The sequence below is a fragment of the Streptomyces sp. NPDC056128 genome (assembly GCF_042263835.1).
In the GTDB taxonomy this organism is placed as follows: domain Bacteria; phylum Actinomycetota; class Actinomycetes; order Streptomycetales; family Streptomycetaceae; genus Streptomyces.
The window spans coordinates 1-15,843 of record NZ_JBHJVQ010000047.1; the positions used below are offsets into that span (position 1 = coordinate 1).

Consider the following 15,843-nt stretch of genomic DNA (forward strand, 5'->3'; position numbering starts at 1 on the left):
GCGTGTCGGCTCTGGAGTTGGCCTGACGGCCAACTCCGGGCCTGACGGCCCGTTAGGTACTGTCGTCGTGCCTGGCGGCACGACTGTGTATTAGGTACCGGGGTTGGCCCTGGCGGGCCAACTTGGTTGGTTTCTGTGGGAGTTGGCGGGCCTGACGGCCCGCTCAGCAAGAGGGATGCCGTCCTGCCTGACGGCAGGGCGATGGAAAATGCGCCCCTCCCCTGTCGGGGAGGGTGAGATGTCGGCCACCGGCGCCTGGCGGCGCCGGGTGATGTCATAACGGGGTGGTTGCACAGATATTTGAGTTGTCTGCGCTCCCCTGCCGGGGAGCTTGAATGGGTGGTGTCCGGCTGTCGCCGGACTGGTTGGGTGTCAGTCTCCTTGAAAACTATGGGTGTTGTGGTTTCCGGGTGCGGCTGTCTTCCGGTGGAGGATGCGCCTGGCGGCGCGCCAGCACTTGGGGTTGTGGTGCCTGGGGGCTTAAGGCCCTGACTAGTCGGCACGCAGGGACTTTGCTTTGGTGTCCGAGGGGGCACGTGGCTCATGGCCGGGGCTGGCCATGAGCCCACGTGCGGAGACGGGCCTTGCTCAGATCCGGGGGCGTGGTGGACGGCCGAGCAGCACGACCAGTGCCTTGAGCGCCGCCTGCCGGCGGCAGGCCGTCGGAGCGCATACAGCGGTGAGGGCGAGTCCGGCGATGGTGAGGTAGTGCGTGGCCAACAACGTCGTGATGAAGGGGCTGTTGAGCAGGGCGATCAGGTGGTGGAACAAGGGTGGGCCTCCTTGGGTGTGGGATCCGCCGCGCGGCGGAGTCCTTGGTGGCCCTATTGGCGCTCGTCCGGGAGGTTTCCGGCGATGTTCTGGATGGAGGCTGTCAGGCGTCTACGCTGGCCAGGGCCCGTCTGACGGGTTTTCCGGTGCAGGGGTGGGCGGATGGTGCAGGGGGGTGTGGTGGAAGAGGGCGCGGCTGTACGGGTTTTCGCGGCCATGGTGAAGGCTCTGTATGAGAGGGCGGGTTCGCCGACGCTGGCGGCGCTGGTGCGTCAGGGCGGGTTGCGGCAGCCGTCCGTGGTGCTGAGTACGTCTTCGTTGAGTGATTGGCTGGCGGGCCGGTCTGTGCCGTCGCAGCAGTCAGTGGTGCAGTTCCTGATCGTCTGTCTCTCCCAACAGGCTCGTCAGGTGGGTGGTGCGGGTGCTCCTGCAGGGTGGGTGAGGTTGTGGGAGGCGGCGGTTGAGGAGCGGCGGCAGCGGCGCGGCGGACGTCCTGGCCGTTCTGTGGCGGACATGCCTGAGAGCCAGGTGCCTGTCCGTGGCCGGTTCGTCGCCGAGTTGCGGGATGAGGAGGCGTTCGATGAGTGGGAGGTGCACCGGCCCGTCGATGTGACGGCGGCGGTACCGGGGGTGTTGCCGTTGTACGTGCGGCGTGCCCACGATGAGGTTCTGCGTTCGGTGGTGGGCCAGGCCGCTGGTGGCGCGAACCGGATGGTGGTGCTGGTCGGTGAGTCGTCCTCGGGCAAGACGAGGGCGTGCTGGGAGGCGGTGGCAGAGCTGCCGGCCGGGTGGAGGCTGTGGCATCCGCTCGATCCGGCGCCCGCCCAGGCACTGGCGAACGCGTTGCAGGAGGGGATCGCTGCGCGCACCGCGATCTGGCTCAACGAGCTGCAGCAGTACGTCGGCGATCAGGCCGGCGCATTGGCCGGGCAGGTGGCGGCCGGTCTGCGGGCGTTGCTGCAGGACAGCACGACGGGACCGGTGCTCGTCCTGGGGACCGTCTGGCCGGAGTTCTGGAGCAGGCTGACCGCGCCCGCGGTCCCAGGCCGGAGTTCTGGGCACGCGCAGGCGCGGACGTTGCTCGAGGGCAAGGGTGTGTACGTGCCGGCTGCGTTCGAGGCGCAGGAGCTGGAGGATGCGCGGACGGTGGGCGGCCACGATGGGCGGTTGGCCGATGCTCTGGCCCATACCGTGGGCGGGCGGATCGCCCAGTACATGGCGGGGGCTCCGGCGCTGCTCGAGCGTTACCGGACAGCGCCGCCCGCGGCCCGTGCGGTGATCGGCGCGGCCATGGACGCCAGCAGGCTGGGCGGGGCAGCGCTGGTAGGGCGGGAATTTCTGCAGGCGGCCGCCGAGGGCTACCTCAGTGACGACGACTACGACGCGCTCGGCGAGGAGTGGCTTGAGGATGCTCTCGCCTACACGCAGCAGCCCAGCAAGGGAGTACGCGGACTGCTGAGCCGCGTGCGGGCCCGCCCGGGAACGGGTGGCAGGGGCGGGTGGCGGCTGTCCGACTACATGGACCACATCGGCCGCATCGAACGGCGCTATGCCGCTCCCCCAGCCTCGTTCTGGGCTGCGGCGCGCGAGCACCTACCCGAGTCTCACATCGTGCGGGCAGTAGGGCAGGCGGCAGAGGCACGCTGGCGTGATGCCGAGACCGTCGGCCTGTATCAGCGGGCGCTGGACCTGGGGGATGTGAAGGCGGGGCATGAGCTGGCCTGGCTGTGGCAGGAGCGTCAGCGGGCCGAGGAAGCCCATCGTGTGCAGGAGCAGACTGCACTCGCCGGGGACGGCGAGGTCCTGGAGGAACTGCTGGAACAAATGCTGGAGCAGGAGCAGTACCAGCAGGCCGAACAGCTGGTACGAGAGGCCGCCGGCCGCGGCAGTCCCACCGCCCAGCTCCACCTGGCCCGTGCGCTGATGCTGGACGGAAAGTCCGAGGAGGCCACCCGCTGGTATGCGGAGGTCGCCCAGTGCAGCGATCCGGACATCCTGCGCGCCTACGCCGCCGATCTGCGTGAGCAAGGGGACCAGGACGGTGCGCGGGCGGCGTTGCGCTCGGCGGGCGACCGCCACGCGATGGGGGAACTGGCCGCTCTCGCGACGGGGACGGCCGAGATGGAGGCGGCTGCCAGGGAGGCCTTCGCAGCGGGCGAGGCCACCCCGTTGAAGGACCTCGCCGAGCGGGCCGAGGTCGAGGAGCGGGCCGCTGACGCGGAGCGGCTGTACGGGAACGCGATCAGCGTCTTCGAACGCCGGCGTCGGCAGAGGGAGGAGGGCGTTGATCTCATCGACTTCGAAGCGGGCCCTCGGTCCCTGCTCGATTACCTCAATCCTGCCGTGCTGCCCATGCCGCCCGGGGAAACCTGGGCGCTGCGCCAGCTGGTGGCCCTGCTGGACGCCACGCAGGGCCAAGCCGCGGGCGACGATGCGCTCGGGCAGGTCGCCCGGGCCGGGAACTCCTGGGCGCTGGAACGGCTGCTGCGGCGGCTGCGCGAGCGCAGGCAGGACCAGGAGGCACAAGCGCTGCTGGACAGTGAGGTGGAGCGGGGCAACCCATGGGCACTGTGGGTGCAGGCGCACCGTGCTGTGCACGACGAGAACGTCCCCGACGACGTCCGTCGCACACTGCTGGAGCGTGCGGCAGCTGCCCGTGTAGGCCAGGCGGTGAGAATGCTGATGGAACGGGCCGAGCAGGCCGAGCGGCGGGAGGAAGCCGACCAGTGGGCGCTACACGCCGCCGCCCGCGGCTACACCACGCCGCTGTGGAAGCTGGTGCAAGGCCGCGAGAAGGCCGGCCTGTTGGAAGAGGCCGAGCAGCTTGCCTGGAGGGCACCGGCCGGCCAGCGATCGTGGACGCTGCGGCGCCTAGCCCAGGACCGTGCCGGGGAGCAGGCCATGCCCTTGCTGCGGCGCGCCTACGACGAGGCTCTGGCGTGGGCGCCAGGCATGCTCGCCGAACGCCTGGAAAAGGCAGGTGAGTTCGTCGAGGCCGAGCGCCTCGCCCGGCAGGCTGCCGACACGGGTGACCGGCAAGCACTGGAAGAGCTGGCCACGCGGCGCAAGGATGATGATCCCGACCGGCAGTGGCAGGCGCTGCTGGCGAACGGGCTGACGGCCGAGGGCAGTCCTGCCGCCCCATGGTGACCGTGCCCGAAGAGGTGGATGGCGTCTGCGCGGGCTTCGGGACCAGGGCCATATCGCAAGCGGATCTTGATCAGGGCGCAGGCGTAACCGGCGGGGGGGCGAACGGCTGCAGGCTCTGTCTCGCCCCGATCGGGGGTAAATCAGCTGTTCGAGCGCACGGCCGCGCTGGCCGGGGATAACCTCCGGGCTGTGACACGGACAGATCCTTCAGCCGAAACTCTGCTCATAGCCGACTGCCCGGTGTGCCGTAAGAAGGTACTCGCCGCTGTCCGCGGCGAGGTGGTGGAGCCGCCGGACGACGACATCGGCCGAGAGGATCCCTGGCGGGTGCTGCTGGTCGCCTGCACCCTGTGCCAGACGGCCATGGTGTTGGCCAGCGCCTATCTGCACGGGCCAGACGAGTGGGAGAGCCCGGAGAATGTCTGGCCCAACGGTGCGCCGGTGGTAGACGCGCCGTACCCGGTCCAACGCGCGTTCCAGGAGGCCTACCGCTGCTTTCATCAGGCCAATGCCTACTCAGCGACGGCCACGATGGCCCGCAGGACACTGGAACTGGTCTGCAAAGACCAGGGGGCAACCAACGGCACCCTGGCAAAGAAGATCGAGTGGCTGCAACAGAACAACAAGATCGAGGGCCGGCTCCTGGACTGGGCTACCGCCCTGCGATTCGTCGGAAACGACGGCGCCCACGGTGACGCGGTCAAACGTCAGGACGCCGAAGACGCCCTGGTGTTCACCGAGGCACTGCTGGAGCACATCTACGTGCTGACCGTGCAGTACGAGAAATTCTCAGAGCGTCGGCAGAAGACAGAGGCACGGAAGGCAGCACGCAAGGTGGCGGCGAAAAAGTCAGTGCCTGCCCCTGCGAAGCTCAGTGGCCAGGGCATGGCCGAGGCCCAGGACAGGCCCGCAACCCCGGCTGCAGCCTCGGGGTGAGGTACTGGCACGTCACCGTCCTAGTTCGGGGCGGGCCCCAAGGAGTCAGCCGTTGGAGTCGCAACTGGCCTGGTCGCTGGTCAGCGCTCCTTCGCCTTCGCACGACCTCGTGCCGTAGGGGCCTCTGGTTCCAAAGCAGGGCCGGTCGAGGAGGGTGGCGGCCGTTACGGTGCCGAGGAGGCGCACCCGCCCTCGTCATAGCGGTCGGCAACGGTTCACTGGCTCGGCGGTGCTCCTGCCGGGCGGCGTGTTGGCTCGGTGTGGTTGTTCTGGTGCCGCTTGCGCTACACGGCGCGTCGGTCGTCGTTACATCGGGCGAGTGCTTAATTAGCCGTGCGCTGGAAGCTTCACTCTGAGTGAAGAAGATCGATTATGATCACTCGCGATCAAATCATTGCGATTTTCGCAACGCCCGATTAAGGTGGAGTGATGACTGATTCGTTGAATGCGCGGGTGCGCCAAGTGCTCGAAAGCGTCGGCGACAGCCAGGCGGAGTTCGCGCGGCGTATAGGGATGAGCGCAGACAAGCTCAGCAAATCACTCAAAGGTACTCGTCGCTTCACCTCTTTGGAACTTGCGTTGATCGCCGAGCAGGGGCTCACGACCGTCGAGTGGCTGCTGCACGGCACCGAACCGCGCCGGGTCACCGCGATGGCGGCCCGCACCCGTGAGCGCGGCGCGGCAGCACCCGATGACAGCAAGGCGGCAGCGCTCGGTTATGCGGAGTGGATCGATGCGCTGGCAGGTGTGGGGCACCGGCTTTACTTGCCCGAGCTGCCGTCCCTGCCCGACGAGGCCGGTCTCATCGAGCAGGGGTCCCGGTTGGCGGAGGCTGCCTGCACTGTGGTGGGTCAGAGCCCTCGCGGTGTTCCTGCGCGTGGTCTCGCCGAGCAGTGGGAGAAGACTTTCGGCCTTGTGGCTGCGGCCATCGATCTGCCTGACGGTCTCGACGGGCTGTCGTGGGACACCGGTGACTTCCGGCTTGTCCTGGTGGGGCGAACAGACGCGTGGACGCGTCAGCGGTTTACGCTTGCTCACGAACTGGGGCACATCCTGGCAGGTGACGCAACGGAGCATCCGCTGACTGAGCACGTCGTCCCCAGTGTTGATCAGGGCAAGGCGGAGATCAGAGCAAACGCGTTCGCCGCCGAACTGCTCATGCCGCGAGCAGAGGTGCCGGAGAGCGCCGCTGCCGGAACCATGAGCAGGGAAGCTTTGTTGTCCCTGTCCTGGGAGTATCAGGTCTCGCCCAGTGCGATGGCGACGCGTCTTCGCACGCTGGGCGTCATCAGTGATGGTCAGCGACGCTCGTGGTCCGCTGCTACCACCCGAGAAGCAGCCCAGTACGTAGGGGATCCTGACCGGCACATGCAGTACGCCCAACAGTCGGGCGACGGATGGTACTCGGCGAGTCTGGCTAAGCTGGCCATTTCGGCCTACGCTCGCGGCGACATCAGCATCCGGCTGGTCGCTGCAGTGACCGGGCTGGACTCGAACCGTCTGCTAGACCTGTTCCACCCGGATTCCGAAGCACAGAACGAGGCCGCGCAGCCCGCTGCGCCGGCATCCAGCCCAGCAGAACTGGCCTTCTTCCCGTGACCTCTTGGTGGTTCCCCGATAACACGGTGCTGTGCAATTTTGCCTGCGTCAGTGCTTTGAGCCTGCTCGAGCGCATTCTGGACGGACGGGGGCGGTGGGCAGAGGCCGTCGCGTTCGAGGCTGCAAGGTCGGCTCGCGTCCTCCCCTCGCTCGTCCGGCTGGAGGAAGAGGGCTGGCTCGGAGAGCCGCTGGAGATCCAGGAGGACGAGGCCGACTCCGTTGAGCGGGTACGGCGGGCGGCGTTCGGCGGTTCTGCAAGCGCGCCGCTGCAGCACCTGGGAGAGGCCCAGACCCTGCACATTCTCCGACATTGGCCGGGCTACGGGGGGTCCTTGTGGCTGAGCGATGACCGGGCGGCGTGCGATCACGCGCGTCGCCTGGGCATCACCACGCTGGAGACGCAGGATGTGCTGGCCCGCGGGTGCAGCACCCATGAGATCTCCTCCACCGACGCCTACAAACTGATCCGGGAGATGCGGGATGCCGGCCGGTACCTCTCCATACCGGGTGACGCCTCCTGGTTTCTCCGCTAGACCCGCGACAGCCGATCAGAACCAGTTGTTTTTGGTCTTTAGTGTTCAACTGCCAAGCAGGAGAAGCTTTTCGCTTTAGTCTGATTCTTGGTGCCTCCCGGCTCATGACTCCGGGAACGAGCCGGAGGTCGGGCAGGCGTGGGGGAAGATCAATTCGAGGGCTGGGCAGCTCCTGCCCAGGAGCAGGACGAGCGGCGCGACCTTTTCCGCTACGTGACGGCCGATCACGCAACCGAGTACCTCGCAATCATGGACCTGTTCACGCAGTCCCTGTTGACGGACTTGTCTGCTGCCGAGGTGAGTGAAGCCCTCGCGAAGCGGGGCATCGCCCTGGCCCCCGAGAGTGCGGAGGAACGCTGCGGCCGTCTGGTGCGCTGGACGAACCTGATGCCCGCCGCGCGCGACCCCCGCGTCCCCACCGTTGCTGCGCTGCGCCACACGAGGTCGCGTTTCCAGATCACGCGGCTCGGCGGCTCGGTCCACCGGGAGGTCACCAAGGTCCTTCGTATGCGCGACGGCGCACGCGAGGTCGCACGCGAGCTCCTCGGCAGCATGGCGGTGCTGCTGAGGAGAATCCTGCGCCAGGCGCAGGAGCCGCGCAGCGTCGACGCCGAGGCACTGGCAGCGGATGTCACGACCGTCTTCACCAATCAGGCCTACTTCGCCGACAGCATTCGGGATTTCTACGCCTACCTGTCGTCGGTGCTGGTGCGCTACGACCTGGCCGGTGAGGAGTACGCGTCGTTCAAGGGGCTGCTGCTGGAGTATGTCCATCTCATCGACACCGATGTCTCCCGCCACTCTCCCGCGGTCCTGAAATGTCTGGAAGAACTCCAGCCCGTGCTTGGCCGTGTCCTGAGTGCTCTGGACAGTCTTCCGGGCCTGGCCTCCGCGGACGGTGCCCCCGTCGAGAGGCTACCGGGACGCAGGTCCGATGACTGGGCGCAGCTGCTGTCCTGGTACAGCGGCGGGGACGGCAGCATGTCCGGTCCGGCGCAGTTGCGGTCTGCGGCGGAGTCGGCCCTTGGGCAGCTGTTGGCCAACGCGCGGCGCATGCTCGCTCCTGGCGGTACCGGAGGGGCTCGGCGCAGTGAGCTGCTGCATCTAGCCGGTTTGTTCGCCCAGGCGAGTGTGGAGGAGGCTCACCGGGGCTTCTCGGATGCCTTCGGTGCCTACGCCGCGCGGCATTTGAGTTTTGGTCCCGAGGAAGGCGATGTGCGCAGTACGCCCTCGACCTCGTGGTGGGACGCCGCCCCGGTGGACGTCCCGGTCTCGTTGCGGGAACGGGGGGACCGCACGGCGCGGGGGCGGGCCTCGCGTGTTCCCGATCCGGGCATGGACATCGCCCGCCTGCAGGAAGAGGCTGCGCGGGAACTGGCAGCCCGCCGGACGGCGGGAGCCGAACTCGCCGCGGCCGGCGCGCTGGATGCAGTACATCTCACTCCAGCGGCCCGCGACCTGTTGCTTGAGCTGGTGTCCTCAGCGCTGGCCAGGGGGAAGAACCTGCCCGGGTCGGTGCGCGCGGAGGACTTTGATCTCGGTGTGGCCGTGGCCATCGCCCCGTCGGACAGCAACACCGTCGTCAGGTCGGCCGACGGTGACACGACCTTCCTGCGGCTGGCGCTGACAGCCTCCGTCTGCGACGCGGCCCGCAGCAGCGCTTGGGGGGACGGCCAGGATCAGGACGGCTGGCCGGATGGGGACAGCCGGCCGCCGCCGGCTGCGGGAGGCTCCCTGTGAGCGCAGGTTTCGACCGGCCGGGGTCCACGGCACAGCATGAGGCGGCGGAGCGTCGCCAGGCGGCCCGCACGCTGTTGTCTCGCCCCGTGCTGACGTCGCATCGGCAGCCGGACGATCTGGCCTTGGTCCGCCGGCATGCCACTGCGCTGCGGTCGATGTTCGCCAGACTGCTGGGCTATCACCTGATCGTCGAGACATCGTTCGCCCGTCTGGTGAAGACGCCCCCGGGTGCCGGCAGCCCCCTGCGGGCTGTCCGGCGCGGGGACAGCCCGCCCTTCACACCGCACACGTATGCGCTGTTCTCGCTGTCGTGTGCTGCGCTGCTCACGCCTGGCACCGGGGAATGGCTGTTGATCTCTTCGCTGGTGGAACAGGTCAGAGCCGACGCTGTCACCGCCGGCGTCGAGCTGCGGGACACGCCCGCGGACAACCGTCGCCTGGTGCAGGCCGTGGGCTTGCTCATCGACTGGGGTGTGCTGACCGAGACCGACGGATCGCTGTCCGCGTGGAATGAACGGCGTGAGGAAGGGGTGCTGCAGGTCCATCGCCCTCTGCTGCCGCATGTGCTGCCCCGCCCGCTGCGCAACGTGGTCTGTCTGGCCGACCTGGCGGATCCCACGCCTGCCGCAGCGGTTTCCGAGCCCCGGCGCAGCCTGAGGCGGCGTCTGGTGGAGAACCCGCTGGTAAGGCGGGAAGACCTGCCCGAGGACGAGCGTGATGTCCTGTCCCGGGAGCGATCGGAGCTGACGCGGCTGCTGGAGGAGCACTTCGGGCTCTCGCTGGAAGTCAGGGCGGAGGGCGCTTTGGCCTATGACACCGAGGGGACCCTCAGCGACGTGGCCTATCCCGGCCCGGGCACCGTGCGCCAGGCGGCGCTGCTGCTGACCGATGCGCTCACCGACCTGCTCAGGCCGACGGGCGACTCCCCCGGCCTGGTGGCGCCGTGGGAGACGGTGCGCGCCGAGCTGGATGATCTGGCCACCCGCCATGCCAAGGCCTGGGCCGGTGCTTTCGTCGCCGATCCCGAGCGGCTGCAGAAGGAGGTCGTCGCCCTGCTCGAGTCCATGTCGCTGGCGCGGAGCCTGCCCGAGGGCCTGGCGCTGCACCCGGCGGCGGCCCGGTACCGTCCCGAGCCGCACGCCCAGCCGACGCGTGCCGCGCAGCGGCTCGCCGGTCCCCGTGGCAGCGCGGCCGGTGAGGCTCCTTGCGATGTTCTGTTTGCCGAGGAGGCGCTGTGAGTTCCCTCGTTCCCGGCCCGCGCAGGCACGACGGCGCTGTAGGCAACGGGCCGTCTGCCGGCCCGCGCCCCTACCGGTGGCGGTTGAACCGGGCGGGCATCGTCAATGTGTGGTTCTACTTCGATCAGCGTTTCACCCTCTCGGGTGGCCGGTTGGTGCTGCGGGGCTCGAACGGGTCCGGGAAGTCCCGGGCCCTGGAGATGCTGCTGCCGTTCGTCCTTGACGCGGACCGGCGCCGGATGGACGCCACCGGGTCCGGGAAGGTCCGGCTGGAGGATCTGATGCGGGCGGGGGGCGCGGGACAGACCAACCGGCTCGGCTACGTGTGGCTCGAGCTCGCCCGCACTGTGGAGGATCCGGCAGGCGATGGGCGGCACGAGGAGCACCTGACCGTCGGGGCGCTGATCCGTTTCTCGCACAGCACCTCGGAAGCGAAAGCCTGGTACTTCGTTACCCCGTTGCGCGTGGACGAGGAACTGGTGCTCCTGGACGCGAGCCGCGTGCCGCTGTCGAGGGAGGGCCTGGGTGCCGTCATCGGCACCGATCGGCTGACCTCGTCCCCGGACGTTCACCGGGACCGGGTGCGTGCGGCTGTCTTCGGTCTCCATGGTGATCAGGGGCGGGAGCGGTATGCGGGGCTGTTGCAGTTGCTGCACACGTTGCGTTCGCCGGACGTGGGCAACCGCATCGACGAGGGCCGTCTGCCCCAGATTCTTTCCGATGCGCTGCCTCCGCTGTCCGACAAGGCCATCGCCACGGCGGGTGAGGAACTGGACGGGCTGGAAGAGACCCGGGCGGCACTGGAGCGGCTGGAGACTGCTTACGGTCACGTCGCCGACTTCCTGCGGGTCTATACCCGCTACGCGACGGGGGTGTGTCTGGCGGCTGGTGACCGGGCCAGGGATGCAGCAATCCGGGCCCGGGAGAGGGGTTTGAAGGCTGCGCGGCAGGAGGAGGCTCATCTGCGGTTCGTCCGCGATCATGCCGAGGCGGTCGCCCGGGCGCGGGAGCTGGAGGGGTACCGGGAGGAGCTGGAGGCCACGGTCGCCGGGATCCGGTCCTCGAGTGAGTACAAGGCGGCGCGGGAGCTGAACGAGCGTCTCAACACGCTGAAGGCGATGGAGGGGGCCGCCCGCACTGCTGTGGTCACCGCCAAGGGTGCCCGGGCGGAGGAGCAGCGCGCCGCCGACGCGTGCGATGAAGCGGGGCAGGACGCTGCGGGGGCCGTCAGTGAGATGGCCGAGGTCGTGGGGCAGGCCCGTCGGCTGCTGGCCGGGGCGGGGCTGAAGGTTCCTGTGCCAGACGCGGTGCGGGTCGAGGTGGTCGCGCCGGATCCCGTGGTCGAGCCGGTGCGTGTGGCGGTGGATTCTGACCCGGAGCCTGTGTCCCGCCCGACGGCTCGGTGTCTGCTCCCCAGCGCTGAGGAGGCCGGCGCGGGGGCGGAGGCGTTTGTGGCGGCAATTCCGGCTCTGCGTTCGGCCGCGGTCAGTCGCGCGCAGCAGGCAGTGGCGCGTGCCGTAGAGGCGGGGGAACTGGCGTCCTTGGCTGAGAAGGTCCGGCGTGCACAGGACCGGGCGGAGGACGCGGCTGAGGACGCCGTAGCGGTGCAAGGGCGGGCCGAACAGGCGGAGACGGAACGCGACGAGGCGGCGGCGCAGCTGGCCCTGTCATGGCGGCAGTGGGCTGGCGGGCCTTTCTCTCGGCGTCTGTTCGGCTCTGTCGACTGGAGCAGTACGGCTGTGGCCGCGCTCCTGGATGACGTCGAGGCGTTGGCGGGGGATGTGGCCGGTGCCGAGGCCGAGAGGGAGCTTGCGCGTTTGGATGCGCTGGCTCAGCAGGTGGCCGCGCCGGCCAGGGCCCGGCACGCGCAGCAGGTGGCCGCTGTGGCGGCCCAGGCTGAGCAGGACACGGCCCGGCGTGCGGAGCTGCTGGCCGAGGCGGGGGATCTGCGCCGGGAGCGGGACGTGCTGCCCGCAGTGCCGTCTTGGATGGGCAGTCCGCCCGAGGGGGGGCCGGCTCTGTGGGAGCTGCTGGAGTTTCGCCCTGAGGTGGATGCCGGGGCACGGGCGGGCATCGAGGGGGCCCTGATCGCTTCGGGGCTTTTGCACGGCGTTCTCACCCGGGACGGTGATGTCGTCGCCCATGAGGGGCAGTTGCTGCTGAGCGTCGGCCGTCCGGCGGCGCTGCACTCGCTGCGCGCCGTGCTGGCTCCGGCCTGCAGCGATCCCGCCGATGCACGACGGGTCGGTGCCGTCCTGGACCAGATCGCCGTGGAGCCGGGGCATCCCACCTGGGTGTCGTTCGACGGTGCGTGGGGGAACGGGCCGCTGTCCGGCCGTCATCTGCCGTCGGCGGCCCGTTACATCGGAGCTGCTGCTCGTGCGGCCGCCCGTGCGGCGCGTCTGGCCGAGATCGATTTGCTGCTCGAGGAGTTGCAGCAGGCGGCACAGGCCCGCAGTGAGGAGCAGGATGTTCTGGACGCCTGGCTTGGGGAGCTGGAGGAGTACCTGGTGCAGGCCCCACGGTCCGCTGAGCTGGCCACGTCTCGTCTGCGGGCTGCCGCGGTGCGCCGGGACGCGGTCGCCGGACTCAGGCAGGCCGGCATCCTTGCGCAGGAGGCGGAGCGGCTGCAGCGGTCATGGGCAGCCCGTCATCTCGGTCACCGGGAAGTCTGTGCGGCCCTGGGGATGCCCGAGGACGCGGAAGAGCTGCGGGCCGTGCAGAGCTGCGCGGAGCAGGCCCAGGCCGCCTGCCGGGATCTGGAACGGGTTGGTGCGGCGGCAGGGAAGCATTTCGCCCGCCATCAGCGGCTGAGCGGGCAGCTGGACATGATCCGTGACGGGCGCGGCGGGGCCGAGCAGGAGGCCGAGGCGGCCTGCGCGGCCTGGTCGAGGGAGGCCTCGGAACTTGCTGCTCTGCGGGAGAGCCTCGGCTCCAGTCCTCAGAAAGTGCACGAGCAGTTGGACGCGGCCGAGCGCGCACTGAAGCAGACCGGGCAAGCGCTGCAGCGCGCGCACGGTGACGTTCTGACGTTGACCGGCGAGGTGGCCGCGGCGAAGGAGAAGGCCCACGGTACGCGGGAGGCGGCCCACCAGGCGCGGCAGGCGCTGATGTTGCAGGCTGAGGTGCTGCACCGGCGTGTGAGTCATCCCGCTCTGGCGGTGGCCCTGGAGCCGGGCACAGCGTCTCCCCCGGCGCTGGTGTCGACGAGCAGCAGCCCGGACGATGTTCTGGCGGCAGTGGGCGAGGTGCGGGCGGCAGTGCGCCGGCCGGACAGCACGGCTGACGCGACGGCGCTGGTGCGGGCCCAGTCGGTGCTGGAACGCCATACTGTCGGCGCCTACGACGTGACGGTGACGGTCGAGGACGGTCTGCATGTGGTGGAGCTGACGGATGCCAGCGGGCGGCGCCACGTCGCGGACGCCGCAGCTGATCTGCGTGAGCGGCGCGACCGGGGGCGCAGTGCACTGACCGAGCGGGAACGTACGGCTTTCTCGTCCTTCGTCCTGGGCGGGATGGCTGAGGAGCTGCGTGATCGCGTCGTTGAGGCGGAACGGCTGGTGGGGGCGATGAACGAGTCGCTGGGGCCCATCACGACCAGTCACGGTATCGGTGTGCAGGTCCGGTGGCGTCTGGCGGACTCGGCCGGTGAGCACGTCACGCGGATCAAGAAGCTGCTGCAGCGCGATGTGCGGGTGCTTCGTGAGGAGGAGTCCGAGGAACTCATCACCCGGCTCAAGGCGCTGGTGGATGCGGACTACAGCACCGATCCGCAGGCCGGGTATGCCACCCATCTGCGTTCGGCTCTCGACTACCGGGCCTGGCATGTTGTGGAGGCCTACATCACCGGTCCTGGCCCCGGCCAGGAACGCAAGCTCAGCCGGCGGGCCAAGCTGTCACAGGGCGAGACCCGTTTCGTGTCGTATGTGACCCTATTCGCTGCCGCCGACGCCTACCTCAGCGGGCTGCCCGACACCGGGCGCTCGCTGCGGCTGATCCTCCTGGACGACGCCTTCGCCAAGGTCGACCAGCGGACCATCGGCGAGCTGATGGCCCTCCTGGTGCGCATGGATCTCGACTTCGTGATGACCGGTCACGCCCTGTGGGGCTTCTTCGAGGAGGTCCCCGCGCTGGACACGTATGAGGTGCGGCGTGCGGAAGGCACAGCGGCTGTCACCACGCATGTGCACTGGGACGGCCATACCCGGCATCTGCGCGCTGCGTCATGAGCACAGGTTCCGTCCCGCGCCTGCCCGGCCCGATCCGCAGCTACCTCAGCGACCCCAGCCTGACCAGTTTGTGGGAGGCGACCCGTCGGCGGCTGGAACGCACCCGTCTGGCGCCCACCGGAACCGTGCAGGCCCAGCTCGACGCGGAAGGCGCCAGCCGGCTGGGAGGGCTGCTCGGCACCCGGCTCGAGCCCGGCGTGCGCCGCATCCAGCTGGGTGCGCTGGACGCCGCCTTGCGCGCATCGTCCGCCCAGTGCGGACTCGTCAGCGTGGTGGCGGACATGACCGGCCGGCCCCTGCAGGACCGGACATCGGCCAAGGAAGCACAGCAGACGGCATGGACGGCGGTGTGGCAGCGGCTGGATGAAGATCTGACTCGTGCCGGGCTGAGTCACGCCCGGTGGGTCCCGGACTGGCTTGCCGAGCTGCGCAGCACCGGCATCCTCACCCGGGCCGGTGCCGGTGCCGCGGCCACCGCCCTCGCAAGCACCGTTCGTGTCTTCGCCGCCCTCTCGCACACCCCTCTGTACCCGGGGGCGGGCGCTGAGCCGGGCCCGGGAAGGCAGTGGGAGCTGGGCGAGCTCGCCGCTCACACGACGGGGGACGCCCACGGACTCGACGAAGGACGACTCGTCGGCCTCCTCGTCCTCAAGGGCGTGGCGGCCGCTTGCGGCATGCCACAAGCGGACTCCGCGGCAGGGCGTCGTCTCCTGTGGGAACAGGTTTCGGTGAGCCTGGACTCTCTGTCGGGAACCGTTCTCGTGTGGGGGCTCTCGCCGCCGGGAGAGCATCCTTGGGCGCGGATGATGCGCACCCGATGCGACCTCGCCCTGGTGACGCATCTGACGTTGCAGGAACTGCACACTGCCTCCAGGGTGCCGCTGGCCGAGCGGGGACAGACCGTGTACTTCTGCGAGAACCCGCAAGTGCTCCAGGCCGCTGCCCGCTACCGTCTGCCCAACGTCCTGGTGTGCGGCAGTGGCAATCCCTCCGCAGCCGGGTGGGAACTGCTGCAGCGTCTTGTCACCGACGGCGTGGATGTCGCATATCACGGCGACTTCGACTGGCCTGGCGTCTTGATCGCGGGCCGCATCATGCGGGCCGGGGCGCGTCCCTGGCGTATGTACGCCGCGGACTACCTCAGTGCCCTGGCTGAGGCGTCCGCCGACCAGGTCCTCCCTCTGGCCGGACCGGCTGCGGCCACACCCTGGGATCCTGATCTTGCGTCGGCCATGGCGCATCACGCTCTTGCCGTGCACGAGGAGGCCCAGCTGCATCGTCTTCTGTCGGACCTGCGCCACGTGGTATCGGCCTGAGCAGGCCTGTGTGTTTGCAGCACCCAGGTGTGAGGGCTGCAGGATGTTCGTCGGGGTGCTGCTCGTTCGGGCTGGTCTTCAACCGACGCTGTCTCTGAGTGGAGGAATCGGTGCGGCTGCTCGGCCGGGGACGGGCGTCTGACAGTGGTCTGCAGCAAAGGCCAGGCCCGCGGCACGCACCTGCGGCTCAGGCAGGCCGAAATGACCTCTGCCGGCTTCGTGGGCTCAGGAATGGCGACGACGCAGCCGGTCCATTGCTTCCCCGGCAGGCCATTCCAAGAGCTGCAGAGGACCGGTGAGACGTGCTGCTCGGCACTCAGCTGCTTGGTCG

At 69.2% G+C, this 15,843-nt stretch carries 9 protein-coding genes; 8 read left to right on the top strand and 1 reads right to left on the bottom strand.

Annotated features, from left to right (window positions below):
• Nucleotides 1-588 precede the first annotated feature (588 nt).
• Nucleotides 589-771, bottom strand: coding sequence for a hypothetical protein (locus ACFC1X_RS38880; RefSeq protein WP_376363864.1), 183 nt, complete (start codon nucleotides 769-771; stop codon nucleotides 589-591).
• A 513-nt stretch (nucleotides 772-1,284) separates the two neighbouring features.
• On the opposite strand from ACFC1X_RS38880, the gene ACFC1X_RS38885 reads away from it, so the two are divergent.
• The 8 genes from ACFC1X_RS38885 (at nucleotide 1,285) to ACFC1X_RS38920 (ending at nucleotide 15,512) form a co-directional block, all read left to right on the top strand.
• Nucleotides 1,285-3,921 (top strand): hypothetical protein, encoded by a 2,637-nt coding sequence (locus ACFC1X_RS38885; RefSeq protein ID WP_376363867.1) that lies wholly within the window; start codon nucleotides 1,285-1,287, stop codon nucleotides 3,919-3,921.
• Between the two features lie 189 nt (nucleotides 3,922-4,110).
• On the top strand, nucleotides 4,111-4,857 hold the full coding sequence (locus ACFC1X_RS38890; RefSeq protein ID WP_376363870.1) for a DUF4145 domain-containing protein: 747 nt from the start codon (nucleotides 4,111-4,113) through the stop codon (nucleotides 4,855-4,857).
• 429 nt (nucleotides 4,858-5,286) lie between these two features.
• Complete coding sequence (locus ACFC1X_RS38895; protein WP_376363873.1) at nucleotides 5,287-6,456, top strand: helix-turn-helix domain-containing protein; 1,170 nt, start codon at nucleotides 5,287-5,289, stop codon at nucleotides 6,454-6,456.
• Nucleotides 6,453-6,989: a hypothetical protein gene (locus ACFC1X_RS38900; RefSeq protein WP_376363876.1), complete on the top strand. Its 537-nt coding sequence runs from the start codon at nucleotides 6,453-6,455 to the stop codon at nucleotides 6,987-6,989. Before ACFC1X_RS38895 ends, ACFC1X_RS38900 begins: the two co-directional genes overlap by 4 nt.
• Nucleotides 6,990-7,127: 138 nt before the next feature.
• Nucleotides 7,128-8,729 carry a DUF2397 domain-containing protein gene (locus ACFC1X_RS38905; protein ID WP_376363879.1) on the top strand — a complete coding sequence of 534 codons (1,602 nt, stop codon included), beginning with the start codon at nucleotides 7,128-7,130 and terminating at the stop codon, nucleotides 8,727-8,729.
• Nucleotides 8,726-9,967, top strand: a complete 1,242-nt coding sequence (locus ACFC1X_RS38910; RefSeq protein WP_376363882.1) for a TIGR02678 family protein — start codon at nucleotides 8,726-8,728, stop codon at nucleotides 9,965-9,967. Before ACFC1X_RS38905 ends, ACFC1X_RS38910 begins: the two co-directional genes overlap by 4 nt.
• Nucleotides 9,964-14,196, top strand: coding sequence for a TIGR02680 family protein (locus ACFC1X_RS38915; RefSeq protein ID WP_376363885.1), 4,233 nt, complete (start codon nucleotides 9,964-9,966; stop codon nucleotides 14,194-14,196). The genes ACFC1X_RS38910 and ACFC1X_RS38915 overlap by 4 nt, the downstream gene beginning before the upstream one ends.
• On the top strand, nucleotides 14,193-15,512 hold the full coding sequence (locus ACFC1X_RS38920; protein WP_376363887.1) for a TIGR02679 family protein: 1,320 nt from the start codon (nucleotides 14,193-14,195) through the stop codon (nucleotides 15,510-15,512). The genes ACFC1X_RS38915 and ACFC1X_RS38920 overlap by 4 nt, the downstream gene beginning before the upstream one ends.
• Nucleotides 15,513-15,843 lie beyond the last annotated feature (331 nt).

Coding starts and splice junctions, on each gene's coding strand:
- ACFC1X_RS38885 (WP_376363867.1), top strand. CDS start 1,285: ATGCCTGAGAGCCAGGTGCCTGTCCGTGGCCGGTTCGTCGCCGAGTTG.
- ACFC1X_RS38895 (WP_376363873.1), top strand. CDS start 5,287: ATGACTGATTCGTTGAATGCGCGGGTGCGCCAAGTGCTCGAAAGCGTC.
- ACFC1X_RS38920 (WP_376363887.1), top strand. CDS start 14,193: ATGAGCACAGGTTCCGTCCCGCGCCTGCCCGGCCCGATCCGCAGCTAC.